23 protein-coding genes and 1 riboswitch are annotated in these 25,045 nt (G+C 66.7%); of the genes, 7 read left to right on the forward strand and 16 right to left on the reverse strand.

Features of this window, described 5'->3' with window-relative positions:
- Positions 1-21: 21 nt before the first annotated feature.
- The 5 genes from FFS35_RS04355 to FFS35_RS04375 form a co-directional block, all read right to left on the reverse strand.
- Positions 22-2,265 (reverse strand): transferrin receptor-like dimerization domain-containing protein, encoded by a 2,244-nt coding sequence (locus FFS35_RS04355; RefSeq protein ID WP_249341447.1) that lies wholly within the window; start codon positions 2,263-2,265, stop codon positions 22-24.
- Positions 2,266-2,365: 100 nt separating this feature from the next.
- Positions 2,366-3,025, reverse strand: a complete 660-nt coding sequence (locus tag FFS35_RS04360) for a DsbA family protein (protein ID WP_137785877.1) — start codon at positions 3,023-3,025, stop codon at positions 2,366-2,368.
- Entirely contained in the window at positions 3,022-3,609 is a 588-nt protein-coding gene (locus FFS35_RS04365; protein ID WP_137785878.1) for a TetR/AcrR family transcriptional regulator, read from the reverse strand. Before FFS35_RS04365 ends, FFS35_RS04360 begins: the two co-directional genes overlap by 4 nt.
- Positions 3,609-5,258: a sulfatase-like hydrolase/transferase gene (locus tag FFS35_RS04370; protein ID WP_137785879.1), complete on the reverse strand. Its 1,650-nt coding sequence runs from the start codon at positions 5,256-5,258 to the stop codon at positions 3,609-3,611. The genes FFS35_RS04365 and FFS35_RS04370 overlap by 1 nt, the downstream gene beginning before the upstream one ends.
- Complete coding sequence (locus tag FFS35_RS04375) at positions 5,255-5,638, reverse strand: hypothetical protein (RefSeq protein WP_137785880.1); 384 nt, start codon at positions 5,636-5,638, stop codon at positions 5,255-5,257. Before FFS35_RS04375 ends, FFS35_RS04370 begins: the two co-directional genes overlap by 4 nt.
- 125 nt (positions 5,639-5,763) lie before the next feature.
- On the opposite strand from FFS35_RS04375, the gene FFS35_RS04380 reads away from it, so the two are divergent.
- Positions 5,764-6,852: an MBL fold metallo-hydrolase gene (locus FFS35_RS04380; protein WP_212742164.1), complete on the forward strand. Its 1,089-nt coding sequence runs from the start codon at positions 5,764-5,766 to the stop codon at positions 6,850-6,852.
- A 42-nt stretch (positions 6,853-6,894) separates the two neighbouring features.
- Here FFS35_RS04380 and FFS35_RS04385 read toward each other — a convergent pair whose 3' ends face one another.
- Positions 6,895-8,658, reverse strand: coding sequence for a GGDEF domain-containing protein (locus FFS35_RS04385; protein WP_137785881.1), 1,764 nt, complete (start codon positions 8,656-8,658; stop codon positions 6,895-6,897).
- Positions 8,659-8,744: 86 nt separating this feature from the next.
- Positions 8,745-9,410 (reverse strand): arylesterase, encoded by a 666-nt coding sequence (locus tag FFS35_RS04390; RefSeq protein ID WP_137785882.1) that lies wholly within the window; start codon positions 9,408-9,410, stop codon positions 8,745-8,747.
- On the opposite strand from FFS35_RS04390, the gene FFS35_RS04395 reads away from it, so the two are divergent.
- Together FFS35_RS04395 and FFS35_RS04400 are read left to right on the forward strand one after the other, a co-directional pair.
- Positions 9,398-10,102, forward strand: a complete 705-nt coding sequence (locus FFS35_RS04395) for an ATP-binding cassette domain-containing protein (protein WP_137785883.1) — start codon at positions 9,398-9,400, stop codon at positions 10,100-10,102. The two genes, FFS35_RS04390 and FFS35_RS04395, sit on opposite strands and share 13 nt — an antisense overlap.
- Positions 10,099-12,588, forward strand: a complete 2,490-nt coding sequence (locus tag FFS35_RS04400; RefSeq protein WP_137785884.1) for an FtsX-like permease family protein — start codon at positions 10,099-10,101, stop codon at positions 12,586-12,588. The genes FFS35_RS04395 and FFS35_RS04400 overlap by 4 nt, the downstream gene beginning before the upstream one ends.
- A gap of 122 nt (positions 12,589-12,710) precedes the next feature.
- Here FFS35_RS04400 and FFS35_RS04405 read toward each other — a convergent pair whose 3' ends face one another.
- Positions 12,711-13,346, reverse strand: a complete 636-nt coding sequence (locus tag FFS35_RS04405; RefSeq protein WP_137785885.1) for a glutathione S-transferase — start codon at positions 13,344-13,346, stop codon at positions 12,711-12,713.
- 458 nt (positions 13,347-13,804) lie between these two features.
- Between FFS35_RS04405 and FFS35_RS19890 the strand changes: the two genes are divergently transcribed.
- Positions 13,805-13,972 (forward strand): hypothetical protein, encoded by a 168-nt coding sequence (locus FFS35_RS19890; RefSeq protein WP_171007496.1) that lies wholly within the window; start codon positions 13,805-13,807, stop codon positions 13,970-13,972.
- A 149-nt stretch (positions 13,973-14,121) separates the two neighbouring features.
- Here the strand turns inward: FFS35_RS19890 and FFS35_RS04410 are convergent, their stop codons facing one another.
- The 5 genes from FFS35_RS04410 to FFS35_RS04430 all read right to left on the reverse strand — a co-directional run bounded on the left by FFS35_RS04410 (position 14,122) and on the right by FFS35_RS04430 (position 18,842).
- Positions 14,122-15,150 (reverse strand): methionine synthase, encoded by a 1,029-nt coding sequence (locus FFS35_RS04410; RefSeq protein WP_137785886.1) that lies wholly within the window; start codon positions 15,148-15,150, stop codon positions 14,122-14,124.
- 29 nt (positions 15,151-15,179) lie between these two features.
- Positions 15,180-16,163, reverse strand: a complete 984-nt coding sequence (locus FFS35_RS04415; protein ID WP_137785887.1) for a putative oxygenase MesX — start codon at positions 16,161-16,163, stop codon at positions 15,180-15,182.
- A gap of 126 nt (positions 16,164-16,289) precedes the next feature.
- A riboswitch (cobalamin riboswitch) is annotated at positions 16,290-16,513 on the reverse strand.
- A 160-nt stretch (positions 16,514-16,673) separates the two neighbouring features.
- Positions 16,674-17,954: an MFS transporter gene (locus tag FFS35_RS04420; protein WP_137785888.1), complete on the reverse strand. Its 1,281-nt coding sequence runs from the start codon at positions 17,952-17,954 to the stop codon at positions 16,674-16,676.
- A 16-nt stretch (positions 17,955-17,970) separates the two neighbouring features.
- Positions 17,971-18,375 (reverse strand): nuclear transport factor 2 family protein, encoded by a 405-nt coding sequence (locus tag FFS35_RS04425; protein WP_249341448.1) that lies wholly within the window; start codon positions 18,373-18,375, stop codon positions 17,971-17,973.
- Positions 18,375-18,842, reverse strand: coding sequence for a hypothetical protein (locus tag FFS35_RS04430; RefSeq protein WP_137785890.1), 468 nt, complete (start codon positions 18,840-18,842; stop codon positions 18,375-18,377). Before FFS35_RS04430 ends, FFS35_RS04425 begins: the two co-directional genes overlap by 1 nt.
- Before the next feature lie 177 nt (positions 18,843-19,019).
- Between FFS35_RS04430 and FFS35_RS04435 the strand changes: the two genes are divergently transcribed.
- Positions 19,020-19,859, forward strand: coding sequence for a p-hydroxycinnamoyl CoA hydratase/lyase (locus tag FFS35_RS04435; protein WP_137785891.1), 840 nt, complete (start codon positions 19,020-19,022; stop codon positions 19,857-19,859).
- Positions 19,860-20,015: 156 nt separating this feature from the next.
- Here the strand turns inward: FFS35_RS04435 and FFS35_RS04440 are convergent, their stop codons facing one another.
- From FFS35_RS04440 to FFS35_RS04450, 3 genes are all read right to left on the reverse strand, one after another.
- On the reverse strand, positions 20,016-22,133 hold the full coding sequence (locus tag FFS35_RS04440) for an acetate--CoA ligase family protein (RefSeq protein WP_137785892.1): 2,118 nt from the start codon (positions 22,131-22,133) through the stop codon (positions 20,016-20,018).
- A gap of 8 nt (positions 22,134-22,141) precedes the next feature.
- Complete coding sequence (locus tag FFS35_RS04445; protein WP_171007497.1) at positions 22,142-22,720, reverse strand: TonB-dependent receptor; 579 nt, start codon at positions 22,718-22,720, stop codon at positions 22,142-22,144.
- A gap of 100 nt (positions 22,721-22,820) precedes the next feature.
- Complete coding sequence (locus FFS35_RS04450) at positions 22,821-23,255, reverse strand: MarR family transcriptional regulator (RefSeq protein ID WP_137785894.1); 435 nt, start codon at positions 23,253-23,255, stop codon at positions 22,821-22,823.
- 137 nt (positions 23,256-23,392) lie between these two features.
- Between FFS35_RS04450 and FFS35_RS04455 the strand changes: the two genes are divergently transcribed.
- Both FFS35_RS04455 and FFS35_RS19895 read left to right on the forward strand, forming a co-directional pair.
- Positions 23,393-24,811 (forward strand): aldehyde dehydrogenase family protein, encoded by a 1,419-nt coding sequence (locus FFS35_RS04455; RefSeq protein WP_137785967.1) that lies wholly within the window; start codon positions 23,393-23,395, stop codon positions 24,809-24,811.
- Between the two features lie 34 nt (positions 24,812-24,845).
- Positions 24,846-25,004 (forward strand): hypothetical protein, encoded by a 159-nt coding sequence (locus tag FFS35_RS19895; protein ID WP_171007498.1) that lies wholly within the window; start codon positions 24,846-24,848, stop codon positions 25,002-25,004.
- Positions 25,005-25,045: the final 41 nt, after the last annotated feature.

Raw genomic sequence — 25,045 nt, forward strand, 5'->3', positions numbered from 1 at the left:
GCCGTCTCCGCTTTACACGGTCTATCTTTCTTCCAACGTCCGGCGCGCCATATCGAGCCGCGCCGCATAGTCGCGCAGCACTTTCGCCGTCCGCGCGGCATAATCGTTGGCGTCGTCGAAACGCCGCTCCTCGATCGCTTCACGCACCCCCGGCAGCGTTTTCGCGCCATAGCCGGTGAAGCGGCCCGGCGCATAGATGAGATGCTTGTACCACGGACGACCCGGCAGGCCGCGATCGTCGAGCAGCAGCTGATCGATATCGCGGAGTTGAGCGCCAAGCCGATCGCGCTGCGCCCGCGTCAGCCCCGCGCCACGCGCCGCCAGCGCACTGTCGAACGCCGAAGCGGATTGCTTGAGCGTATCGACCGCATTTTCCAGCGCCGCAAGCTCGATATGCGGCGTCATCGGTTCGGCGGCCGGCGCGCCGACCGGCTTTAGCGGATCGCTCGCCAGCCGAAACGCGCCGTCGCTAAGCAATCGATCGCGCTGCTCGTCCTGCGCGCGGCGATCGGCGGCGAGTTTCTTCACCTCGCCGAGATAGGTCGATACCGTATCGGCGAAATCGCCATAGCGCTGCACCGGCAGATCGGCATCGGCCAGTCGCAGCACCAGCCGGCCCACGACCTTCGATAAGGCCGCGCCATATTTCAGGCCCGGATCATCGAACGTCGTCATGTGATGAAAGCTGTCGTAGACCGAATGATAGACGCCGCCCGATTCATCCTCGCCGCCAAATCCGATATTCAGCGCCGGCAGGCCGAGATGCTGGAGATAGGCGGAATAATCCGATCCCGATCCCAGTGCGCCGAGCGGCAGATCGCCGCCGTTCCGCGCGGCCTCCAGCGTCGCTTCGCCCGGATGCTCTTTGCCCTCGAACGCCCCCACCAGCACGGAAGCACGCGCGCGCGCCGCTACAGTCGCACCGGTCTCAGGGTCCGTCACATCGGCGGCGGCGCCATTGACGAGATGCTGAAACGGATGGCTGCCCTGCGCATAGAAGGTGCCGCGCCCGTTGTTGTCCGTGTTGATATAGATCACGGCCTTTTTCTTCAGCTCGTCGGCATGCTGCTCGGCCCATTCGGTGGAGCCGAGCAACATCGGCTCTTCCGCGTCCCAGCTCGTGTAGACGATCGTCCGCGCCGGTCTCCAGCCCTGACGATAAAGCTCGCCCAGCGCTTTCGCCTCGGAAAGCATCGCGACATTGCCTGAAAGCGGATCGGACGCGCCGAACACCCAGCCATCGTGGTGGTTGCCGCGGATCACCCATTGATCGGGGTAGCGCGCGCCCTTCAGCGTCGCGATCACATCATAGACCGGGGTCAGCTTCCAGTCCGACTTCACCGCGAGATGAACGGAAACGCCGTTGTTGCCGCCCATGTGATAAGTGACCGGCAGGCCGCCACGCCAAGGCTCGGGCGCCACCGGCCCACCAAGCCGGGCGAGCAGCTTCTGCGCATCGCCGTAAGACATCGGCAATACCGGGATCTTGAGGATCGTCTTCGCATCCTCTCGCTTCAGCCTCTTGGCGTTCAGTGTCGCGCCTACGCCGGGCGTCAGCGGATCGCCGGGATAAAGCGGCATATCCGCCACGGAGCCGCGCTGCACGCCGCCCGCGGGCCGCGCGCCGCCGACCGGATATACGTCGCTCTGACCATAACCGTCATCGGCCGGATCGGAATAGATGATGCAGCCGATCGCGCCGTGATCCTGCGCGAGCTTCGGCTTCAGCCCGCGCCAGCCGGTGCCGTAGCGCGCAATGACTATCTTGCCCTTCACGTCGATCCCGCGCCGCGCGAGATCCTGGTAATCCCCGGGCATTCCATAGTTCACGTAAACGAGATCGCCGGTGACATCGCCGTCACCCTGAAACGCGACATAGGGTGGCAGCGCATGTGCGGTGTTCGCGGAGGTATCGTCGCCGGCGATCGGCGGCTCCTGCCCGCCAAGCACGATCTTCTCAGGCGACACCATCTCCACCGTCGTGGAAACCGGCGTGGGATAAAGGACATGGAAGGTTTCGATGCGCGCGTCCCATCCCCATTGCCTGAACTTGGCGAGCGACGCCTCGGCATTGGCCTTGTCGTGCGGGGAGCCGACATGATTGGGCTCGGACGCCATCTCCTTCAGCCACGCCAGCTGGTCGGCGCTGCTGACTTGCTGATCGAACCTTGCCTCGATCGCCTTGCTGTCGGTGGGCGCGCTCTGCGCGAGGCCGCCCGCCGCCATCGCCGCGAGCGCAACGCCCGCCAGAATCCGTCCAGCCATGCCCATGCCGTCCCCCCACTCGCCGTTCTCTGTTTCGCACCACAAGAAACCGTTCGCGGGGATAACGCAAGGGGCAGGTGGCGTTACACCGGGGCAGACCTCATCGCCCGCCCCGCGCCTCCAGCCCGGCCTGCTTCATCCGCCAGACGAGCTGATCGAAACGGTCCTGCCCGAAGAACGGCTCTCCGCCGAACGCCATCAGTGGGACGCCATAATGGCCGGCAGCGCGCTGATCGGCCTCGTTCGCCTCGATCGCTGCGGCGAGCCGGCCGCCTTCCGCGGTTACCACCCGGTCCATTTCGGCGAGGTCCAGGCCCGCGCCTGCGATCGCGCGCGCCAGATGATCGCCCTCATGCCAATTGTCGACAATGCCGCTCCAGATCAGGTGGCTGACCGCCGCGACGAATGGCAAGCCGCGTCCGCGCTCCGCCGCAAGCTGACCCAGCCGGCTGAGGCGGTGGATATAGGGCTGCTCCTGCGGGTAACTGCGCGTCGCCATGTCCATGACGACCGGATCCGGGCGCGGCCAGCGATAAGGCAGGCCCAGAAAGGCTGCCGTCCGCACGGTATCGCGCATCAGATAGCTTACCCAGAGGGGATCGCCGTTGCTGAAGAATTCCGGCTGACGCACCGCAATCGGACGCACGACACGCAGATTGCAACGCACATCGAAATCCCGCTCCAGTGCCACCAGTCGCGGCGTGACGAAATAGCTGTAGGGCGATCGGAACGACCAGAAACACTCATAATCCAGCGTCATGCCGCAGGTTCCTCTTGGTGCGAAGCGAGCACCCGTGCGACCGCGCTTTCCACCACCATCCGCGCACGCGGCACCGGAAGGCCCTGATCCAGCCGCAGCCGCTGCCAGGTTTCGAAGCTCAGCATCAGGTCGATCGTCTCGAGCCCGATCTCATCACCGGCGATCGCCGGCGGCAACAATCCCTGCAAGCGGGCGCGCATCGTCGCCACCACGACGGCATGTCGCTGCTGGATCGTCGCGGAGGCATGACGATGCGCGTCGGCGGCGCGCTTGTACGGCATCAGCCGCTCATAGGTTTCGAGCCGGCGCTCGATCATTTCGGCCAGCTGACCGCGCCAGTCAGTCGCGGTGAACGGGTCCAGCCAGTTCCGATATTCGTCCGCCAGCCGCTCGGCCATGCCCGCGTAGATCGCCTCCATGTCCGCAAACTGGCGGAAAACCGTGCGCAGCCCCACGCCGGCGCGAGCAGCGATCTTCTCGGCGGCGGGCGCGGGATCACCCTCGCCCACCAGCGCGACCATCGCCGCGATGATCTTGCGCCGGCTTGCCTCCGATCGCTTGTGCCGCCCATCCTCCGCCGCCATCAGTTCGACCAGTAGATATAGGTTTCGCCATTGCGCGGTGGCGTGCCCAACGGCCGATCGATCGCGATCGGCGAGCGGATCAGCGCCGGCCAGGAAGGCTTTACCTGTTCGGCATCATGCGCGCGGACCAGCGCGGTCAGTCGCCTCACCTCCGCCGGATTGGCGGCGGCAACGTCGCGCTGTTCGGTCGGGTCGCCCTTCAGCTCATAGAGCAGCGACTGGCGCGGGATATCGAGCAGCTGCAACTTGGCATCGCCATCGCGCACCGCCTGATAGGCGCCACTCTTCCAGAACAGGGTACGCCGCGGCATCGGCTGGTGGCGCGCATCGACATAGGGCGCGAGGTCGATCCCGTCGATCACGCGATCCGCTGGTGGCTTCATGCCGGCAGCGGCGGTGGCGGTGGCGAAGATATCGAAATGGCTGACCGGGCCGTTCACCCGCGTGCCCGGCGCGATCTTCGCCGGCCAGCGCATGAAGAACGGCACGCGGATTCCACCCTCGAAGAAGGTCGCCTTCCAGCCTCGATACGGTCGGTTGATCTCGGGCAGCCCGATGTAATGTGCGCCGCCGTTGTCGCTGGTGAAGATCACCAGCGTGTTATCGTCCAGCCCGCGCGCCTTCAGCGCCTGCATCACCTGCCCCACCCCGCGATCGAGCGCGCGGATCATCGCGGCATAGACGCGCGTGCGGTGATCGGGGATCGCCGATAGCGCGTCATAATCGCTCTTCAGCGCCTGAAGCGGCGTGTGCGGCGCGTTATAGGCGAGATAGAGGAAGAACGGCCGGTTGCGATTTGCGTCGATCGCGCGGATCGCCTGATGCGTCAGATAATCGGTCATATAGCGATCGGGATGAAAGCGCTCGCCGCCGTTATATTGCACGCTGAACGGCAGGTTCGCCCAAAGGTATTTGTCGATCGGATCGAAATCCTGCTGCGCATTCACGACGTTCGGATCGCGCTGATCCATGAACATCTGCGCGCCGATGATGAAACCGAGGCTCTCGTCGAAGCCGCGCTGCTCCGGGCGCATCCCGCGCTCTCCACCCAAATGCCATTTGCCGAGATGGATGCTGTGATAGCCGCCGCCACGCAACATGTCGGCGATCGTGCGCTCGCTGGTCGGGATACCCTTCGCATCAGGCGGGGGATCATGGTCAACCGCCGCCTGATCGAGAATCGTCTTGTACTGCCATTTGCTCGGAAAGCCCGCGATCGTCTTGGCAAAGCGCGTATCGGTCGGCGTGAACTCAAATCCGAAGCGCGTCGGATAACGCCCGGTCAACAAGGCCGCGCGCGATGGCGCGCAGGTGGCGTTCCCGGCATAGCCTTGCGCGAAGCTGGCGCCCTGCTGCCCGATCGCGTCAATGTTCGGCGTCTTGAGCAATCCCCGCGCCACGCCTCCGCCGTTGAAGCTGATATCGTTGTATCCAAGGTCATCCGCCACGATCAGCACGATGTTGGGCGGCCGTTGCGCGGGCGGCAGCAATGGCCTTGCCGGCCCAGGTTGCCAGGCGATCTCGCGGAACGGATGCACACGCGGCGCGAGCCAGCCGGGCAGATGCAGCAGCACATAATCTTTCGCCGCAAACCCGGCGACCGCCGCCGCGCCGACGGTGCCGAGCGCGATCTTCTTCCAGCGCTTCATGGCCGCGCGCCCGCAAAAGCGCGGCGCCCGAAAAGCAGCAGCGCAATCATCAGCGCTTCCACCACCATCGGCGGAAAAGCCGTCGCGGCCGCGCCGTCCGCGATCAGGCTGACCGCTCGCCCCGTGATGGCCACGGCGAGCAACGCGATCGGCACCAGCAGCGGCCCACCCTCGCGCCGCCAGGCGCCGATTACCGCAAACACGCCGCCGACCACGAAGAACGCGGTGAAGTCGGCGCGCAGGGTCGCCATCCCCTGCGTCCCGAGCGGCGACAGGAAGAAGCGCAGCGCCGAGCCCGCCGGATCGAGCAGGAAGCCAAGCCCCAAGATGACGTTGAACAAGCCGACCAGCGCCACCAGCACCCGCGATAGCTGAGTCATCATTTCATCCTCCCCGTTCGTCTTCGACGCAATCCTAACACGCGCGGTGCGATCCGCAAGGTATCGGCATTGATAATGCCATAATATCGCGTATCCTGTCGTTCAGGTAATTGTCGGAGGGCAGGATGATGCGCGCGATCGGATGGGTGGGCGGCGGCGTGGCGCTCGCGCTGACCCTTGCTGTGGCAGCGTTTCCCGGCGCGGTCGGCCGGGGCGCCGCGCGCGCCGCGATCGATGCCCGTGCCGGCGTGGACGTCACGCGAGAGCTGCCCGATGGCCTCCACGTGGCGTTGTGCGGCTCCGGCTCCCCGATGCCGGACCCGACCCGCGCCGGAACATGCAGCGTCTTGATCGCGGGCCGACATGTCTTCGCCGTCGACGCGGGCGAAGGAGGCGCGCGCAACATCATGCTGATGGGCATTCCCACTGGCAGGATCGAGGCGGTGTTCCTGACGCATCTCCATTCCGATCATATCGATGGCCTCGGGCCAATGATGCTCTATGCCTGGACTGGCGCGGCGCGCACGCGCCCGCTACCCGTGCACGGGCCAGCCGGCACCGATAGCGTCGTCGCCGGCTTCGATCGGGCCTATGCGATCGATTCGGGCTTCCGCACCGCGCACCATGGCGCAGGAGTCGCCCCGCCGTCCGGCGCTGGCGGACGGGGATTGCCATTTGCGCTGCCCCCTCGTGGCGACTGGTCACCCGTGAAAGTTTTCGAAGGCGACGGCCTCACCGTCACCGCCTTTCGCGTCGATCACGGGCCGGTCGAGCCGGCCGTCGGCTACCGCTTCACGTACAAGGGGCGCTCGATCGTTTTCAGCGGCGATACCAGCGCCACCCGATCGATCGCCCGCAACGCGCAGGGCGCTGACCTGCTCGTGCATGAAGGGCTGCAACCCCGCCTCGTGGGGTTGATGACGGAGGCGCTGGCACGACGCGGCCAGCCGGGGCTGACCAAGATCACGCGGGATATCCTGAACTATCACACCTCGCCGGAGGATGCCGCTGCGGAAGCGCAGGCGGCCGGGGTGAGGAACCTCGTCTTCAGCCACAACATTCCACCGCTCCCGTCACGGGTGATGTACCCCGCTTTCCTCGGCAGCGCGCGACAACGCTTCGGCGGGACGATCACCGTGGGTGAGGACGGCATGGTCTTCAGCCTGCCCGCCGGCCGCACTGGGATGGAGTTCCGCCGCTGGCCGGTGCGCTGACGGCGCACCGCGCGCAGCCTTTCGACTGGGCGGGAGGCACGATCAACGCCGGCCGGCGAACGGACGTCCGCTTCCGCGCCGCTCTGGCCGCGCCGGTTCTTCCAGCAGCAGCCGGCGCAATACCACCTGATTGCGGCCGCCGCGCTTGGCATCATAAAGCGCCTCGTCGGATAGCTTGAACAGCAGCCCGAATTCGGCGGCCGGATGCGTTTCCGCCACGCCGATGCTGGCGGTAACTGCTTTTCCGCCGATCCGGTCGCTGTGATCGCAATCGGCGATCCCGGCGCGCACGCTCTCCGCGAAACGCTCAAGCACCGCGCCCTCCAGGCCGATACTGAGCAGGGCGAACTCCTCCCCGCCGATCCGGCCCACGGTGCACATCGCCCCCTCCCACGATGCGATACGCCGGCCGACCCGGTTCAACACCGCGTCCCCGGCCTCATGACCGTGCATGTCGTTGATCGATTTGAAGCGATCGATATCGACCAGCAGCAATGCTGCCGGCAGCCCGTCGGCGCGCGCGCGATTGAGCAGCGGGGCGACGCTTTCCACAAAGCCGCGCCGGTTGCGCAACCCGGTCAATGAATCGCGCCGCGCCAGCTCATAGGCCTGAACCTCGCCGGCGCGGGCGCGATCGCGTTCGATCCGCAGCCGGCCCAGCCGCCGCGTCACCGCGATGACCAGCCATAGCGTCTGCCACGTCGCGGCGAGCAGGATCACCAGCTTCGAACCGCCCCCCCAGAAACTGTCGTCGATATCGACGAACTGGATCGACGCCAACGTCGCCATCGGCACGGACCACGCCGCCGCGAAATCGCGCGCCTCGCGCGCCCCGCGTCGCCACGCCAGCGCAACGCATGCCGAAACCGCCAGCAGATCGGCAACTATAAGATAGCCGAGCGCGGCGCCGAGCATCATCAGATCGCCGCCACGCACCAAGGCGATCGGCACTCCTGCGATCGCCACCGCGCCGCCGAGCACGAGCGTCGCCCGCTTCAACGCGCGTGGCACCAGCCCCGTCGCGAAGGACGTCAGCGCGCTCATCGTCGCCAGCGTGACGGCGAGGCAGGAAAGAAAGGTACAGAGTTGCGCGGAAGCACTGCCCGCCATGCCGGGCAGCAGCAAGAGATGAAACTGCGACCAGACCAACCCCCACAGCAACATGCACACCGCCCATGCGCCGTGCCAGCCAAGATACGGACGACGCACCGCGATCGCGAGCGACAATGTGTAGACGGCGCCGATCAGCAACAGCATCAGCGCCGCACCGACGGCGGCGGCCAGCCCCATCGCCTGCATCGCCGCTTCGCCCCTGGGCATGAGGCGCGCGTGCACGAGTTCGTATGCGGCCAGCCGGTCCAGTCGCATCGTCACGGCGGTGACCGGCGTTGCCTCCTCCGGTGCTTCGAACAGGATCTGGCCACCGGCGCGCCAGTGGGCGCCGAAACGGCCCCCCCTCACCTCCTGCCAGCGCATGGTCCCGTCAGCGTAGGTGAATCCCACCGCGAGGCGATCGAAGCGCGACTGGTGGATCAGCAACGCAAGATCGCGCGGGTCGAGCGGCAGACGATCCAGCCGCACCGTGATCCACAGGCTCCCGCGCTGATAGTCGCGCGGCGTACCGGTGCACGAAAAGCGCAATGACGACAGGATGCTGTCCGCCGCCGCGCGATCGGTGACGGCGTAGCATGACGCGGGCTTGGCGTTCACCGCGCGTGCCTCGGCGGAGAGGCCGCAGAGCAACGCGAGAAGCGCCAGCGCCAACCGGCACGATATAGTCACCCGCCGTTTTGCGAACGCCCTCATGACCGCGCCTGTGGCACGAAAGGGTTGGCAAAGCTTTACTCTTTTCGCCCAGCTGCAACAATTTAGCGGCAGCAAGGCCCGTCGCGCTATCCCGTTGACAGCGCTCGACGCACGCTTGGCAGCAGGCGCGCGACGATGATCGTCACGCCTCGGGCGTTGGGATGCAGCCCGTCGGGCTGAAGCAGGCGCGGATTCGCCGCCACACCATCGAGAAAGAACGGATAGAGCGGCGTGCGATGCGCCCTGGCCAGTGCAGGATACATGCCGTCGAACGCCCGGACGTAATCGGGGCCGAGATTTGGCGCGGCGCGCATCCCGGCGAGCAGCACCGGGATGCGGCGGTTGCGCAGCTCGATCAGGATCGCATCGAGATTCGCGCGCGCCTGCGCCACCGGCAGGCCGCGCAGCATATCGTTCGCGCCAAGCTCGACGATCACCAGATCAGGCGTCGCTCCCAAGCCCCGCAGGCCCCATCGCAGGCGCGCGCGGGCCTGCGCGGCCGTATCCCCGGCGACACCGCCGTTGCGCACCGTGGCGGCTACACCGGCGCGGCGGAGCGCCGCCTGCAACTGCGCGGTAAAGCCCTGCGCGGGGGGCAGGCCATAGCCTGCGCTCAGGCTGTCGCCGAACGCCCAGATCAGCGGCGCGCGCGGCGCGGCCTGCGCGGCCGGCACGATACCGGCGAACAACAGCAATGCGAGATGGACAATTGCCCATCGCCGTCCATATCGCTTGAACCGTGACCCGATCATCCCTCCCCGATAGCGCGCTGATCGAAGCGCGCAACGTATCCCTTGCGCTCGGCCGCGCGCCCGCGCGGGTGGAAATCCTGCGCGCGATCGATCTGCGCGTCGAAGCCGGCGAGAGCGTCGCGCTGCTCGGCCCGTCAGGATCGGGCAAATCATCGCTGATGGCGATCCTTGCCGGGCTGGAGCGGCCGAGCGGCGGCACGGTGCGCGTGGCGGATCTGGATTTCTCGGCCCTGGACGAGGATGCCCTGGCCATTGCGCGGCGAGGGCGGATTGGCATCGTGCTCCAGGCATTTCACCTGTTGCCGACGATGACGGCGCTTGAGAATGTGGCGGTGCCGCTCGAACTCGCCGGCGAGCCGGAGGCGTTCGCGCGCGCCACGGCCGAGCTTGCCGCTGTCGGGCTGGCGCATCGCATCGATCATTATCCCGCGCAGCTTTCAGGCGGCGAGCAGCAGCGGGTCGCGATCGCCCGCGCCCTCGTCTCGCGGCCCGCGCTGATCTTCGCCGACGAGCCGACCGGCAACCTCGACACCGCCACGGGCGCCGCGATCATGGATCTGCTGTTCGCGCGCCACGCCGCGAGCGGCACGACCCTGTTCATCATCACCCACGATCCGGCGCTGGCGGCGCGCTGCGCCCGCGTGATCGATCTGGCGGATGGCCGGATCATCGACGATCGGCGCACCGCTTGAGCACCGTCTGGCGGCTGGCATTGCGCGATCTGCGGCGCGGCGGGCGCGGGTTGCTGCTTCTTGCGGTGTGCCTGTTCCTTGGCACGGCGGCGCTGGCGGGGATCGGCAGCCTTGCCGCCAGCATGGTGGCGGCGCTCGATGCGAACGGACGGCAGATCCTGGGCGGCGACGTGGAGTTGCTCGTATCGCAGCGCCGCGCGACGGTGGAAGAGCTGGCGGCGTTCGCGTCGGCCGGCCGTGTCTCCGAAGCAATATCAATGCGCGCGATGGCGGATGCGGGCGGGCCGGCGACGCTTGTCGATCTACGCGGCACGGATGCGGCATGGCCGCTGGTGGGGCGATTCCGGCTGGCGGCTGGCGCCCTGTCGGATCGACCGCGAGGCCGCGAGATCGCGATCGCCCCTGCGCTGGCCGAGCGGCTGGGCGTCAAGCCGGGCGATAGCTTGCGCGTCGGAGCGGCGCGCCTGCGCGTGATCGGGCTGATCGCCGACGAGCCCGACCGGCTTGGCGCGGGATTCGCGCTGGGGCCGCCCGCGATCATCGACATCGCGGGGCTGGAGGCTACGGCGCTCGTCCAGCCCGGCAGCCTCTACGAAAGCCGCTACCGTATCGCCCTGCCCGATCCCGCCAGCGCGGGCATCGTGCGCGACCGGTTGCTCAAGCGGCTTGCGGGCGCGGGGTGGACCGCCAGGACCAGCGACCGCGCCGCGGGCGGCCTGCGGCGCGGCATCGATCAGTTCGGGCAGTTCCTTCTGCTGGTCGGGCTGGCAGCGCTGGCGATCGCCGGCGTCGGGGTCGGCAGCGGGGTTGCGGCGTACCTTGCCGGCAAGACGCGGATCATCGCGACGCTGAAAGTGCTCGGCGCACGCTCGCAAACGATCGCGGGGATTTTCCTGGCGCAGCTCGGCATCGTCGCGGCGGTGGGCGTGACGGGTGGCCTTGCGGTCGGTGCGGCGGTGCCGTGGATCATCACGGCCGTGGCCGGCGCTGCGCTGCCGGTGCCGCCACGGCTGGCGCTTTATCCAGTGCCGCTGGCGACCGCCGCGCTGCTGGCGGTGCTGGTTGCGCTGCTGTTTGCGATCCCCGCGCTGGCGCGTGCGCGCGACGTGCCCGCCGCCACGTTGCTGCGGGATGCACTGGCGCCGCGCCGCTGGCCTGCGCCTGTTATCATCGCGCTGATGGCGGCCTTGGCCGCCGCGCTGGTCGCGCTGGCGGTGCTGACAGCATCGGACCGGCTGCTCGCGCTCGGCTTCGTCGGCGCTGTCGGCGCGTTGATCGTGTTGCTTTGGCTTGTCGGCATTTCGCTGCGCTTCCTGGCATCGCGCTTGCCACGCCCGAAAGCGCCGCTGATCCGGCTGGCGATCGCCAACCTCCACCGGCCCGGCGCACAGACCGACCGGCTGGTGGTGGCGCTGGGGCTGGGCTTTTCGCTGTTCGTCGCGCTGGCCGTGATCGATTCCAGCCTGTCGTCCGAACTGCGAAACGCCGCGCCGGCCAAAGCCCCGCGCTTCTTTGCGATCGATCTCCAGCCCGATGATGCCGTGGCTTTCAGGCGGGCGGTCGATCGCGCGGCGCCGGGCGCGACGATCGAGACGCTGCCGTCGCTGCGCGGTTCGATCGTGGCATTGCGCGGGCAGCGCGTGGCGGACATGAAGACGCTGCCGGAAGGCGCGTGGGTATTGCGCGGCGACCGCACGATCACCTGGTCGGCGACGCTGCCGCCGCGCAACGCCATCGTCGCAGGCCAGTGGTGGCCATCGAATTATCGCGGCCCGCCGCTCGTATCGCTGGAGGACAAGGCCGCCAGCGCGCTTGGCCTCAAGATCGGCGACAGCGTCACGATATCCGTGCTCGGTGTGGACGTGCCCGCCCGCATCGCCGCACTGCGCAAGATCGACTGGGGCGGGCTGGGCCTGAATTTCGCGATCATCTTCTCCCCCGGTTATATCGAGGAGGCGCCGCACGGGCTGCTCGCCAGTGTCTATGCCGCGCCCGCACACGACGGCGCGGTCGCTCGGAGCGTGGCGGCGGCGCTGCCATCTGTCACGTTGATCCGCGTCGGCGACGTCATCGGTCAGCTCGGCGCGGTGCTCGGCCAGGTCGCGGTCGCGATCCGCGCGGCGGCGGCCGTGACGGTGGCGGCGGGAATCGCGGTGCTGATCGGTGCGGTCTCGGCGTCGGGCCGCGCGCGACGTTACGACGCGGTGATCCTCAAGCTGCTCGGTGGCAGCCGGGCGCAGGTGCTTGGCGCGCAGGCGATCGAATATGCGATCCTGTCGCTGCTTCTCGCCGTCGTCGCGCTGACGATCGGCGCGGGTGCCGGATGGTACGTTGTCACGCAGGTGTTCGCGATCGGCTGGGCGCCGCGCTGGGATACCGTCGCGGCGACGCTTGTCGCGGCGATGGCGGTGACGCTCGGCACCGGCGTGGCGGGAAGCCTGCCAGCCCTGCGCGCGCGCCCTGCCGAAGCGCTACGGGAATTGTGAGCGGCCGTCCGGGCTGAACGGGATTGCTGCCGTCATATCGCTGGCCCCGCCGCCTGGTCTCGCGTGAGTCGACGGCAGGTCACGCGAGCCCCTGATCCCGCGCGGCGGGCGCGATGGCGACGTCAGTCGATCATCGGCCGCATTCCCGGCTCCGCCTTGGCCATCGCCTGCTGGTATGCCGGCCGATCGGCGATGCGGCGAAGATAGGCCTGGGTGTTGTCCAGGCCGGTCAGCGGCGCCGCTCCGAACGCGCGCGATGTCGTGAGACTGTAGACCATCATGATGTCGGCCAGCGACAGCCGCTCACCGGCGAGGAAAGGTGCCTCGCCGAGCCGCCGTTCTAGCAATTCCTCGCTTCGCTGCGCGCGTTCCGCAACGAACGGCACTTTCGCGGCGTCGCCACCACTGAACGCTATCCCCATGGCGATCATCTTGGTCGCCATGTATGTGGCGTTCGACCAGTGGAACCAGAACAGATAGTCCGCGAAATCCGCGTCGTCCGGCCTGGGGCTCAGCCGCCCGCCACCGTAGCGCGCGTTGATATAGTCACAGATCGCGGCGCTTTCACCGAGCACCAGATCGCCGTCGGAGATTACCGGGGCGATCCCCATCGGATGAAGCGCCTTGTAGGAATCAGGGGCGAGCCGGTTGTCCGCGCGGCGATCGTACCGCTTCAGCTCATATTCCAACCCGAGCTCCTCGCAGAGCCAGACGATCCGTTCGGACTGCGAAAGCCCGAGATGATGGACCACGAGCATGCAACCTCTCCTGATGTTTCGTAACGCAGAAGCCGTTGTGCCCCGGAAATGCGCGCCACGCCACAGCCCGCACCGGTGTGATTGTCGGCAAGCGGCGACCGGCAATAATGGCGGAGACGGAGGGAGCCACACTCAAACCGATATCCAGTTCCATTTTTAGCGATCTTTTCGGAAGCGAATGCTTCGCGGGCTCCCAACCATGCCGCATGGCCTCCGGCAAACCCGGAGCGGTTCACTCCTTTTGGTGAGAAGCTTGCACGTAGGTGCGGGACTGGGCTGCTGAATTGGGAGCAGACCTTGTTTGAGATCCGATCGAGTGGCGTCCCGTCTTACCAGAGCGGCTGAAGCGTCGGACGTATATCGTCGCGAACACCAGCGAGCGCTGCCGCCGGTGGAGGACGCCCGTCCAGATCGCCGGTCGAGACATCCGCGCGCCGTAGATGAAGAAGAGGAGCGCGATGGCAGCGCGCACCACGATGCCGAGCACGTCCTTCGCAGCGCGCCGGGACGTGGACGATCGCGGCGATCACCACCATCCCGACAATCGCGAGGATGTGGGCGTCGATCCGCGCCCGGCTAACGATGTGACCTTCACAGACGATAACCCGGCCTGGCGGTCACCGTGACGCGCAGGCGCGTGCGAACCGCTTGTGCATCGATTTCCCCGTGCCGTTGATCCCGCCCCTCATCATCATGAGCGGGCGGGATCAACGGCACCGGGCAAACCCTCAGGCAAGGCACGGCATCGTTCGCGCCGGACGATGTCGGCCGTCGCTCAGGCCGCCAGTTCCTTTCGCATGATTTCGGCACCGGCACCCAGCGCCTGCAGCTTTCCCCGTGCGATGGCGCGCGACAGCGGCGCCATGCCGCAGTTGGTGGCCGGGTAGAGCTTGTCGGCATCGACGAAGCGCAACGCGTTGCGCAGCGTGTCGGCGACCTGCTCCGGCGTCTCGATCGTGTCCGTCGAGACGTCGATGGCGCCGACCATCACCTTCTTGCCGCGGATCAGCTCGATCAGGTCCATCGGCACGCGCGAGTTCTGACATTCGAGCGAGATGATATCGATCTTCGACTTCTGGAGGTTCGGGAAGGTTTCCTCATACTGGCGCCATTCGGAGCCGAGCGTCTTCTTCCAGTCGGTATTGGCCTTGATGCCATAGCCGTAGCAGATGTGGACGGCGGTCTCGGCCTTCAGCCCTTCGGCCGCGCGCTCCAGCGTGGCGATGCCCCAGTCGTTCGCTTCGTCGAAAAACACGTTGAAGGCGGGTTCGTCGAACTGGATGATGTCGACCCCGACGGCCTCCAGCTCGCGCGCTTCCTCGTTGAGGATGCAGGCGAACTCCCATGCCAGCTTCTCGCGGCTCCGGTAATGCGCGTCGTACAGGGTGTCGATCATCGTCATCGGCCCAGGCAGCGTCCATTTGATCGGCTGATCGGTCTGGGCGCGCAGGAAGCGGGCGTCGTCGACGAACACCGACGTCGGGCGCGAGACGGCGCCGGCGATGGTCGGCACGCTGGCGTCATAGCGGTTGCGGATACGCACCGTCTCGCGCTTCTCGAAATCGACGCCGTCCAGATGCTCGATGAACGTCGTGACGAAATGCTGGCGGGTCTGTTCGCCGTCGCCGAGTATGTCGATACCGGCCTGCCGCTGATCGTCGACCGCCAGGCGCAGCGCATCCTGCTTCCCCGCGACCAGTTCCTCGCCCTCCAGCTTCCAGGGCGACCACAGGGTCTCGGGCTGGGCCAGCCAGGATGGCTTGGGCAGGCTGCCCGCGGTCGTCGTCGGCAACAATGTCGTCATGATGCAAATACCTGTCGTGTGGGTGGGGATCAGCGGCCGCAGGTCGCGGACCAGCGCTGGAGCGTGGGCCAGTGCGGCTTGATGAAATGCTCTTCGGCAAACTTGCCCTGCTGGGCGGCGAGGCGGCTGCGCTCCTCGCGATCGTAAACGATGCGCGTCAGCGAATAGTCCTGATACTTCAGGCTCGGCTGATAATGCTCCGCCGCGACCGAATTCGCGTTGTAGATTTCCGGACGATAGATTTTCTGGAACGTCTCCATCGTGGCGATGGTGCTGGCAAGTTCGAGGTTGGTGTAGTCGCTGACCAGATCGCCGGTGTGGTAGAAGGCGAACGGCGCGACGCTGTGCGGCGGCATGAAATACCGCACCTTCATGCCCATCTTTGCGAAATACTGGTCGGTGGGCGAGAATTTGTCGGTGCGATACTCGGCGCCGAGGATCGGATGCACGTTGGCGGTCCGGCGATACACCTCCTTGCTCGATACGCTGAGGCAGATGACCGGGGGCTTGCTGAAATTGTCGCGGTAGGCGCTCGATCCGAGGAAATGCTTGAACAGGTTGCCGTGCAGATCGCCGAAGCCCTCCGGCGCGCCGCCACCACCGGCCTGCAGGTGATCCGGCAGGACGACGCTGAAATCGTAATCGCGCACATAGGACGAGAAGTTGTTGCCGATCATCCCGTCGCTGCGCTCGCCGCTGATCCGGTCGGTGACGGTGGTGTGCAGGATCTCGATCAGCGGAAATGCTTCGTCGTCCGCGCCATCTCCGAGCGTGAGCGCGGCCGAGACGATCTTCAGCTCCAGCGTGTAGCGATCGCCCCTGGGATTGTCCCAGTGCATCAGAGCGTTGAAGCGGTGGTCGATCATCACCAGCGTGTTGCGCAAATTCTCCTGGCGGCTTTCCCCGCGCGCGAGATTGGCGAAGTTGGTGGTGATGCGCGTGTTGTCGGCCGGACGATAATCCTCGTCGAACGGGATGCTGCTGATCGAGAATGTGAACCCGCTATTCGTCATGACTCACCCAGGCTTTGCGGGCGGGGAGGTCAGGCGAAAGCGCTCAAGGCGTGAACAGGCCCGGATGGCGGCAAGCCACGGACCGTCGCATCAAGCGCGATCCACCGGAGGAACCCCCGTCCGAGGAACGTTATGGCGTCGAAAGGCAGGTCTCCTGGCTCACGGGTCAACGCGGTGGCTCCGGCCTTCCCAGGCTCCTTGCGGGAACCCAGTGACACGAATTGGAGCCGCCGCTCGCCGCTTACAGTTGCGGGGGCAGCGCCGGATTCTGCCCCGAAGGACATCACCGGCTTCCCGTCTTAGCCCCATCGCCATGCCTGGGATGGGGAACCTCGACGTGGCCGTTCAACACCATCGGCCAGAGGTTGTCAATAATGATATAAAGATATCTTTATATGCTGGTTGGTAGGCGCGACGACGGTCAGCGAACACGCGCCATCAAGGCAACAGCGCGTCACTAGAAGCGGGGTCGCGAGCCCGCGGAGCAAGCCTGAACCGGAGATTCGCGCCCTAGACGCGGGCGACCGCCCCCCGCACCGCAATCGCGGCGCCGAGCGACAACAGGCCGACGACGGTGATGCAGGTGCCGAGAGATACGCCGCTCTGCAGCAGGAAGCCGCCGATCACTGGCCCGACGATCGCACCGCCGCGCCCGAAGCCCACGACAACCCCGGTGCCGGTAACGCGCAGATCTGGCGGGAAGCCACGGGCGAGCAGAGCGTAAAGCCCGACGATCCCGGCGAAAACGCACGTCCCGGTCGCAAAGGCCGCGATCTGCAACGCCGCCAGCGTGCTCAGTTGCGCGAAAGTAGCCATCGTGATCGTCGTCCCGACCATGACCAGCGGGACGAGCCGCCCCAGCCCGAACCGCGGCGCCGACCAGCCCAGCAGGCTGCCGCCGATGACGCCGCCGATACTCATGATCGCGGACGTGCGGATCGCATCGGGGGTCGCGAAGCCGAGGTCGGTCATCAGCTTCGGCAACCAGCCCGAGAAGAAATAGAAGGTTACGATGTGCAGGAAATAGCTGACGATCAGGCATAGCGTCAGCGCGCGGTGCCTTGCCGCGAAAAGCTCGATCGTGGCCAGTCGCGCGACCGGTTTGGGTGTGACGACTTCTCGCGACGGTTCGTGTCCCAGCCGTCGCATCAGCCGCTCGGCGAGGTCACGATCGCCAGGTCGCCCGCGCTGTTCCAGCAGCGCGATGGACTCTGGCATCGCGAGCCAGACGACCGGGAGCATGATCAGCGTCAGCGCCCCGCCTGCGATGAAGATCGCCTGCCACCCGTCCGCGACCAGCGCCGCCGATGCGAACCCGCCGACCAGCCCCCCGATCGGATAGCCGACGGTCATCAACGCGATCGCGAAGTCGCGCCGTCGCTCGTTGGAGAATTCGGCCACGACGGCGTTGATCGCCGCCAGCATACCGCCGATCCCGATACCAGTCACAACCCGCCAGACGCACAGCATGGTGACGGTTGTGGCAGTGGCGGTGAGCATCATCCCCGCACCCATGATCGCGACGCAGAACAATACGAGCGGGCGTCGTCCCAACCTGTCCCCTGCCGGAGCGAGCAGCAGCGATCCGATCGTCATGCCCACCAGCCCGGCGGAGATCGCCGCCCCCAGCGCGATATTGTCGATCCCCCATTCGCGCGCGATGACAGGCGCGGCAAAGGTGATCGCAAGCACATCGAATCCATCGAGCGCATTCAAAAGCACCGCGACGGTGACGGCGACGACCTGCCGCCACCCCATCTGTCCTGCGGATAGGCAGGCGGCATTGCTCATCGAACGGATCCTCGCATCAGGGTTGGAAGGTCAGCGTGCCGCGCCGCTCGGCGAAGCGCCAACCCTCGTGGGTCAGTACCAACCGGTCTTCGAAGCCGCCGACCAGCGGGGCCGCGTCAGGCGCGGTGAACAGCAGCATCGCGCTGGACGCGGTGGCGTGCGTCTCGTCGATCACGTCGACCACGACGTTGGCGACGACGTGTCGCGTCGTACGAGGCGGACGCGCCTGAAACGCGGCCAGTATCGCCGAGCGCCCGACGATGGGCGCGTCGGGCGCGGTCGGACGGGTCATCGACCCGTCCTGCGCATACATCGCGGCCACCTCTTCCCACCGCGCCGCGTCGTTCAACAGGGCGTAGCGGTTGATGAGCGTCGTGCAGGCCCATTCTATCGCGATCCGGTCCGATTCACCCACCATCATCAAAACGCGATCCCACTGCGAAACCATAGGTGCGCGGCGGCAGGCGGGTGACGCCGATCCGCCGATCCGCCGTCCCGTCGCCAGCGCGAACGCGCGGCTCGGTCGGAAAACGTCGACCTCTTCTTCATGAACGGGCCGGCCTTCAGCTTGCGGCCCTGCGTGGTGTAGCTGATCACCGTGTGGACCATCGCACAGGGCCGCGAGCTTTCGATCTCGCGCGCGATCGCCGCCGGAACATCCTGCGCCCGCGCGGGCTCACACGCCCATTTGCCGAACGGCTGCGGCGATCCGGTCGGTCGCTCGGCGAACAGGAACGGACCGACCAACAGCAGCGGCATTTCGGTCGAACCGGGATTGCCGAAGATCGTCGTCAGACCGATGTCGCGCAGGAAGGACGTTACGGCGTGGCGGACGGTTCCGTCGTCAGCGACCGGACGTGCCGCGACATGGAGGCAACGTGCCGTCACGAACGGAGGCTCACATCCACCCGAATATCCTCCCTTCTCATATGCGAATATTTCCGCTGATTGATGGAATATCTGTTTCGGAAAGCCCCCGCAATCGCCAAATTCGCCGACCGGGCACCTCTTGCATTTTTTCGACGGCTCGTTATTGTATCCCTAGGATACATTCAAGGAGGATGCATGACACAGGGTGAGGAGCAGGACGTCGTCTCGGTCCGGATCGCGGACGGGATTGCCTGGGTCAATTTCGCACGACCGGAAAAGCGCAACGCCATGAGCCCCACGCTCAACCGCCGGATGATGGACGTGCTGGACGAGATCGAGTTCCGCGACGATGTCGGCGTGCTGGTGCTTGGAGGTGAAGGAACGGCCTGGTCGGCTGGTATGGATCTGAAGGAGTATTTCCGCGAAACCGAGGCGCAGGGTCTGCGCGGCGTGCGCAAGTCGCAGCGGGAGAGCTACGGATGGTTTCGCCGCCTGCGCTGGTTCCAGAAGCCGACGATCGCGATGGTGAACGGCTGGTGCTTCGGCGGCGGCTTCGGTCCGCTGTTCGCCTGCGATCTGGCGATCTGCGCTGACGAAGCCAAATTCGGCCTGAGCGAAATCAACTGGGGCATCCTGCCCGGCGGCGGCGTCACGAAGGTCGTCGTCGACCTGCTGCCGATGCGCGACGCAATGTGGCTGACGCTGACCGGCGACCTGATCGATGGCCAGCAGGCTGCGACGATGCGGCTGGTCAACGAAAGCGTCCCGCTTGCCGCGCTGGAGGCTCGGGTGCGGGAGGTCGCGGCGAAGCTGCTCGACAAGAACCCGGTCGCGCTGAAGTTTGCGAAGGACGCCGTCCGCCGCGTCAAGACCATGACCTATGACGAGGCTGAGGACTATCTGGTGCGGATGCAGGAAGCTGCGAATTTTCACGACAAGACCGACGGCCGCCGGGAAGGCATCCGCCAGTTCATCGACGAGAAAAGCTACAAGCCCGGGCTTGGTGCGTACGACAAGAGCAAGGCGGGACGCTGAGCGCTCCATCCCCACGATAACGGAAAAGGGGGGGTGGGTTCAGTGCCCCCCCAACCCGCTGCAGCCGTCCATTTCCCGCCGCAGCCATCATCCGGCCAACATGAACCCGCGCGACTAACGCGGGACTTTACCTCGCGTGCCGTGACGAGCTTCGCCTCATCCTGAGATCAGCGCATCCAACGCGACCGCTCCCTGCCCCTCGGGCAGAGCGATCACCGGGTTCAGGTCGACCTCCCGGATGTTCGGGGTCGCCGCGACGATTGCCCCGAGCCGCTGCGCCATGACGGCAACCGCGCGCACATCGGCCGGCACCGCACCCCTGAACCCGCGCAGCAGCGGCGCCATCCGCAGGGTATCGATCCGCGCCTCGATGGCCTCGATCGACAGGCCGGGCGGCAGGAGGACGACATCCTCCAGCAATTCGGCCGCCACGCCGCCAAACCCGACGAGGACCGTCGCGCCCCATTCGGGATCGTTGCGCGCGCCGAGGATCAACTCGACCCCGCGCGCGCCCATTTTTTCCACCAGCAGGCCATCGAGCACCAGCCCTGGGCGTGCGCTCGCGACATCGCGGTGCATACGCTCCCAGGCCGCAGCCAGGGCAGCGTCGTCAGCGATTCCGACGATGACGCCGCCAGCGTCGCTTTTGTGCGACAGCGCCGCCGCCTGCGCCTTCAATACGACTGGATAGCCCAGCCGGTTCGCAACGGCTGTAGCACCGGCGATCGAAGTCGCGAGGTCGTGCGGTGGAAAGGCGATGCCGTGCGCGCCCAGCAACGCCTTCGACCGGTATTCTGGAATGGTCGCGCCCGGTTGCACATCTGTCAGTCCGGTGGCCATGGCAGAGGCGCCATCGACCACATCCAATCCCGCGCCGATCGCCGCCAGCGCGCGTACCACCCGCTCGGCCGTCGGCAGGTAGGGGACACCCGCCGCGCGCAGGGCGGCGATGTCTTCGGGTAACACCCCGCCGCCCTCGTCCACACCGGCGACGATCAGCGGCTTGGCAGTGCCCAGCATCTCCACCGCCTCGGCGACGGCGGCGAACTTGACGTGTGACGTGTGCGTATCGGTCTGGATCAGCGTAACGATGATCGAATCGATGCGCACGTCGCCCGCCAGCGCCGAGATGGTCCGGCCGTAGAGCGACGGATCGACCAGACCTTGCGCGGTCACGTCCACCGGGTTGCTGACCGGAACGAACGGCGGGATAGCCGCGCGCAGGGCGGGGCTATCGGCATCCGTCAACACCGGCAGCGCCAGCCCGACACGCTCGGAAAGGTCGAGGGTCAGCGCCTTGTACGCGCCCGATTCCGCGACCATCCCGACCGCGCGAGCCGTGATGCCGGGGCAGCGCAGCGCGATCTCGACGACGTCGCCCAGCGCCTCCAGCGTATCGACCAGCAGGACGCCCGCCGCCGCGACATGCGCGCGCATGACGTCGTGGTCGCCCGCGAGCGCGCCGGTATGGGTCGCGGCGCTTGCCCTGCCTGCCTCGCTGGAACCCGGATGCAGCAGCACGACCGTCTTGCCGGCTGCCCGTGCGGCCCGTGCGGCAGACAGGAACGCGCGCGGCCGGCGAATGTGCTCCGCGATCAGGCCGATCACCGTCGTCCCGGGATCGGCAGCCATGTGCGCCAGATAATCCTCGATCCCGCTCGCGGCCTCGTTCCCCGTGGAAACGAAGGCACCCAGCGGCACCTGCCGCGCGATCATCGTCGTCGCAAGCACCGCCGCCATCGCGCCCGATTGCGACACAATGCCGACGCGCGGAACGCCGATCGCGGTCACCCTGGGCATCTCGACGAAGGACAGCGCGATCCCGTCGGCGAAATTGACCAGCCCGAGGCAGTTTGGCCCCTCGATCACCATCCCGCTCGCCCGGGCGATACGGGCGATCTCCTGCTGTTCGGCCAGACCCTCCGCCCCGTCCTCGGCAAAGCCCGCGGAGAAAATGACCGCAGACCCAGCCCCGCGCGCAGCAAGCCCGCGCACGGCTTCGAGCACCCCCGCACGGGGGATCGCGAGCACTGCGGCGTCAACGCCCTGCGGCAGGTCGTCGACGGTTGCGACGCACGCCCGGCCGCCGATCTCCGCGCGTTTCGGGTTCACCAGGTAGATGTCCCCGTCATATCCGTCCCGCAGCAGGTTGGCGAGGACCGACGCCCCCAACGACCCCGGCTTGTCGGACGCACCGACGATGGCGACCGATCGCGGACGCAAGAGGCGGTCGAGGGCAAGCGGTGGGGCGGCGTCGGTCAATCGGCTCTCCATCAGAACTTCTAGGCGGCACTCACACCCCATTCGCGCGAACGGCCATAGCTCGCCTCTGCCACGCCGAAGGCGGGCAAGACGTTGCCGGAAACGAGATAGAGCGTCTTCGTCAGGTCGGTGCCGAACAGCGACAGCGTCACTTGATCGTTCGGCAGCGTATAGTTCACCCGCGCGTTCAACAGGCGATAGCCGTCGTCGGCGATGATCGGCGAATTAGCGACGTCGTGGAAGATGCGGCTGTACCGCGTACAGTCGACGCCGAACGCCGCCCGACCGCCGCCGGAAAAGTTGTGGCGCACCTCGGCGCCGGTGCGGACCGTCCACTCGGGCGCCTTCGCGAACCGCGATGCCAGCGTGATCGGCAGGGTCCGCCTCGGCGCCAGCCCGGCCCCAACCTCGTCATACTTCGCATCCGGCCAGCCGAACGACAGCTTGGCATCGAACCAGGCCACCGGCCCGGCCGGTACCGCGGCGTCCGGCGGACCTTCGACGGTGGTCGCGTGCGCCGTCTGCGCCAGCGCCTGGCCTGCGACCATGAGCGATGCCAGCGCGCTGGCGGCAGCGTATGCGTATACCCCCTGCCTCATCATGGCCTCCTCCACGTCGCAACTCTGCCGGCCGCCGAGGGTTATTGTATCCTAGGCAAACAATATTGCAAATGCTGTTTTGATCTCGCTGGTCGTCGCTTCAATCGCCCGTAGTTTGCGACACCAGCTTGTCGAGCAGTCGGGCGAGCTCCGCCTGTTCGTCCGCCGTCAGGCGGTCGGCAAGCGCCTGGTCTGATCGCTCGATCGCGGCGACCATCTCGTCCAGGCGCGCGCCGCCCTCTTGAGTCAGGTACAGCGCGTTGGTGCGGGCATCGCGGCCAGGGCGACGCTCGATCAGCCCGCGCTCGCTCAGCACGTTGACCAGTTTCATCGCGCTGGATCGGTTAATCGACAGCGCACGGCCGAGCGCGGTCTGGTCGCAGCCCGGATTCGTTCGGACGAGCAGCAGCGTCGTCAGGCGTGCCGGCGTAACGCCAAACGGCTCCAGTACGCCCCGCGCCTCCTGATCGGTCGCGATCGCCACACGCTTTAACCGATATCCCAACAGATGATCGAGAACGGGATCGGACTTCATCATTCACCATCTTGCAAAGATTGTACGCCTGGAACACAATATGCCGTGAGCGGTATCGACACGATCGCCTTATAGTGTCGAGAGCCGCCGGCGACAGACCGGGTCGGCATCGACCCTATTGATGGAGAGTGGTGGTGGTGGATCGCGAATATCGCATGGTAGTGGACGGCACCCTGATTTCCGGCAGCGGCACGTTCGACGTCACGAACCCGGCGACTGGCGAGCCCTTCGCCAAATGCCCGCGCGCCGATTCGGCAATCCTCGATGATGCGGTGGCCGCCGCCAAGCGGGCGTTTCCCGCCTGGGCCGCCCGCTCGATAGAGGATCGTGCGGCGCTCGTCGGCAAGCTGGCCGACGCGCTGGAGGCGCGCGCCGGTGAATTCGCCAGCCTGCTGACCGCCGAACAGGGCAAGCCCATCGACCAAGCCATGAACGAGATCATGGGCAGCGTCTTCACGCTGCGCGCCTTCACCGCGATGCGGATCGAACCACGCGAATTGCCCGGCCACCCCGGCCAGACCGTGATCGAGCACCGCACCCCGCTCGGCGTGGTCGCGGCCATCACGCCGTGGAACTTCCCGGTCATCCTCGTGATGAACAAGGCAGGCCCGGCCCTGGTGACCGGCAATACGATGGTCATAAAGCCCGCACCGACCACCCCGCTCACGACGCTGCTGTTCGGCGAACTGTGCGCTGACATCCTGCCGCCGGGCGTCGTCAACGTCATCTGCGACCAGAACGACCTTGGGGCGCAACTTAGCGGTCATCCAGACGTCGCAAAGGTCGCCTTCACCGGCTCCACGGCGACCGGCAAGAAGGTGATGGCGAGCGCATCGGAAGGGGTTAAGCGCGTCACACTCGAACTGGGCGGCAACGATGCGGCGATCGTCCTCGACGACGTCGATCCGCGCGCCGTTGCGAAAAAGGTCTATGGCGGCGCCATGACCAACGCGGGGCAGATCTGCGTGGCGATCAAGCGGGCCTACGTCCCGTCATCGATGTACGACGAATTCTGCGACGAGTTGGCAAAGCTCGCCAAGGCTGCGGTCGTCGACGACGGATCCAAGCAGGGCACGACCATCGGACCGATCCAGAACCGGATGCAGTTCGAGAAGGTCCGCGCCTTGCTGGCAGATGCGAAAGGCCGCGGCACCGTGCTGGCCGGAGGCGAGCCGCTCGACCGGCCGGGCTATTTCATCCCGCCGACGATCGTCCGCGATCTGGATGACGACGCGCCCCTGGTGCGCGAGGAACAGTTCGGCCCGGTCCTGCCGGTGCTGAAATACGATGACATCGACGACGTCGTTGCCCGCGCGAACGACAGTGAATACGGCCTTGGCGGCACGATCTGGGGCAAGGACGTCGCCCGCGCGACCGAGATCGCCAAGCGGATCGACACCGGCACCGTCTGGGTGAACCAGTATCTCGCGATCGACGCGAACATCCCGTTCCGCGGGACGAAGCAATCCGGCCTGGGCGGGGAACTGGGCGAAGCCGGGCTGCACGAATATACGCAGGCGCACATCATCAACGCCGTCGCGCTGGAAGACGCGTAGGTCTGACGAGGCGGAGCGACGGGGGGCAGCGGCGATGGAGCCGTTCTCTTTCCCTGCCCCCGGCACGGCGCCGCAACTGCTGGCGCAATCTACGCTCGCACTCGCGGGCGCGTGCCCACGCGCCGATGCCGCCTGCGCCATCGCGGATTCCGAGAGCGGAGCGCTCATCACGCCGGTGCTGGTGGTGCCATGATGTGAGCAGGCCGACCTTGTCGTTCACATGCGTGATTGCTA

Source organism: Sphingomonas sp. 3P27F8 (genome assembly GCF_005502745.1).
Taxonomy (GTDB): Bacteria; Pseudomonadota; Alphaproteobacteria; order Sphingomonadales; family Sphingomonadaceae; genus Sphingomonas.

What these genes read in the sequence shown, in the direction of transcription:
- FFS35_RS04355 (WP_249341447.1), bottom strand. Translation starts at nt 2,265, where the DNA reads ATGGCTGGACGGATTCTGGCGGGCGTTGCGCTCGCGGCGATGGCGGCG.
- FFS35_RS04390 (WP_137785882.1), bottom strand. Translation starts at nt 9,410, where the DNA reads ATGATCGGGTCACGGTTCAAGCGATATGGACGGCGATGGGCAATTGTC.
- FFS35_RS04365 (WP_137785878.1), bottom strand. Translation starts at nt 3,609, where the DNA reads ATGGCGGCGGAGGATGGGCGGCACAAGCGATCGGAGGCAAGCCGGCGC.
- FFS35_RS04450 (WP_137785894.1), bottom strand. Translation starts at nt 23,255, where the DNA reads ATGAAGTCCGATCCCGTTCTCGATCATCTGTTGGGATATCGGTTAAAG.
- FFS35_RS04440 (WP_137785892.1), bottom strand. Translation starts at nt 22,133, where the DNA reads ATGGAGAGCCGATTGACCGACGCCGCCCCACCGCTTGCCCTCGACCGC.
- FFS35_RS04435 (WP_137785891.1), top strand. Translation starts at nt 19,020, where the DNA reads ATGACACAGGGTGAGGAGCAGGACGTCGTCTCGGTCCGGATCGCGGAC.
- FFS35_RS04410 (WP_137785886.1), bottom strand. Translation starts at nt 15,150, where the DNA reads ATGACGACATTGTTGCCGACGACGACCGCGGGCAGCCTGCCCAAGCCA.
- FFS35_RS04380 (WP_212742164.1), top strand. Translation starts at nt 5,764, where the DNA reads ATGATGCGCGCGATCGGATGGGTGGGCGGCGGCGTGGCGCTCGCGCTG.
- FFS35_RS19895 (WP_171007498.1), top strand. Translation starts at nt 24,846, where the DNA reads ATGGAGCCGTTCTCTTTCCCTGCCCCCGGCACGGCGCCGCAACTGCTG.
- FFS35_RS04420 (WP_137785888.1), bottom strand. Translation starts at nt 17,954, where the DNA reads ATGAGCAATGCCGCCTGCCTATCCGCAGGACAGATGGGGTGGCGGCAG.
- FFS35_RS04385 (WP_137785881.1), bottom strand. Translation starts at nt 8,658, where the DNA reads ATGAGGGCGTTCGCAAAACGGCGGGTGACTATATCGTGCCGGTTGGCG.
- FFS35_RS04445 (WP_171007497.1), bottom strand. Translation starts at nt 22,720, where the DNA reads ATGAGGCAGGGGGTATACGCATACGCTGCCGCCAGCGCGCTGGCATCG.
- FFS35_RS04360 (WP_137785877.1), bottom strand. Translation starts at nt 3,025, where the DNA reads ATGACGCTGGATTATGAGTGTTTCTGGTCGTTCCGATCGCCCTACAGC.
- FFS35_RS04370 (WP_137785879.1), bottom strand. Translation starts at nt 5,258, where the DNA reads ATGAAGCGCTGGAAGAAGATCGCGCTCGGCACCGTCGGCGCGGCGGCG.
- FFS35_RS19890 (WP_171007496.1), top strand. Translation starts at nt 13,805, where the DNA reads ATGGCAGCGCGCACCACGATGCCGAGCACGTCCTTCGCAGCGCGCCGG.
- FFS35_RS04405 (WP_137785885.1), bottom strand. Translation starts at nt 13,346, where the DNA reads ATGCTCGTGGTCCATCATCTCGGGCTTTCGCAGTCCGAACGGATCGTC.
- FFS35_RS04375 (WP_137785880.1), bottom strand. Translation starts at nt 5,638, where the DNA reads ATGACTCAGCTATCGCGGGTGCTGGTGGCGCTGGTCGGCTTGTTCAAC.
- FFS35_RS04425 (WP_249341448.1), bottom strand. Translation starts at nt 18,375, where the DNA reads ATGATGGTGGGTGAATCGGACCGGATCGCGATAGAATGGGCCTGCACG.
- FFS35_RS04415 (WP_137785887.1), bottom strand. Translation starts at nt 16,163, where the DNA reads ATGACGAATAGCGGGTTCACATTCTCGATCAGCAGCATCCCGTTCGAC.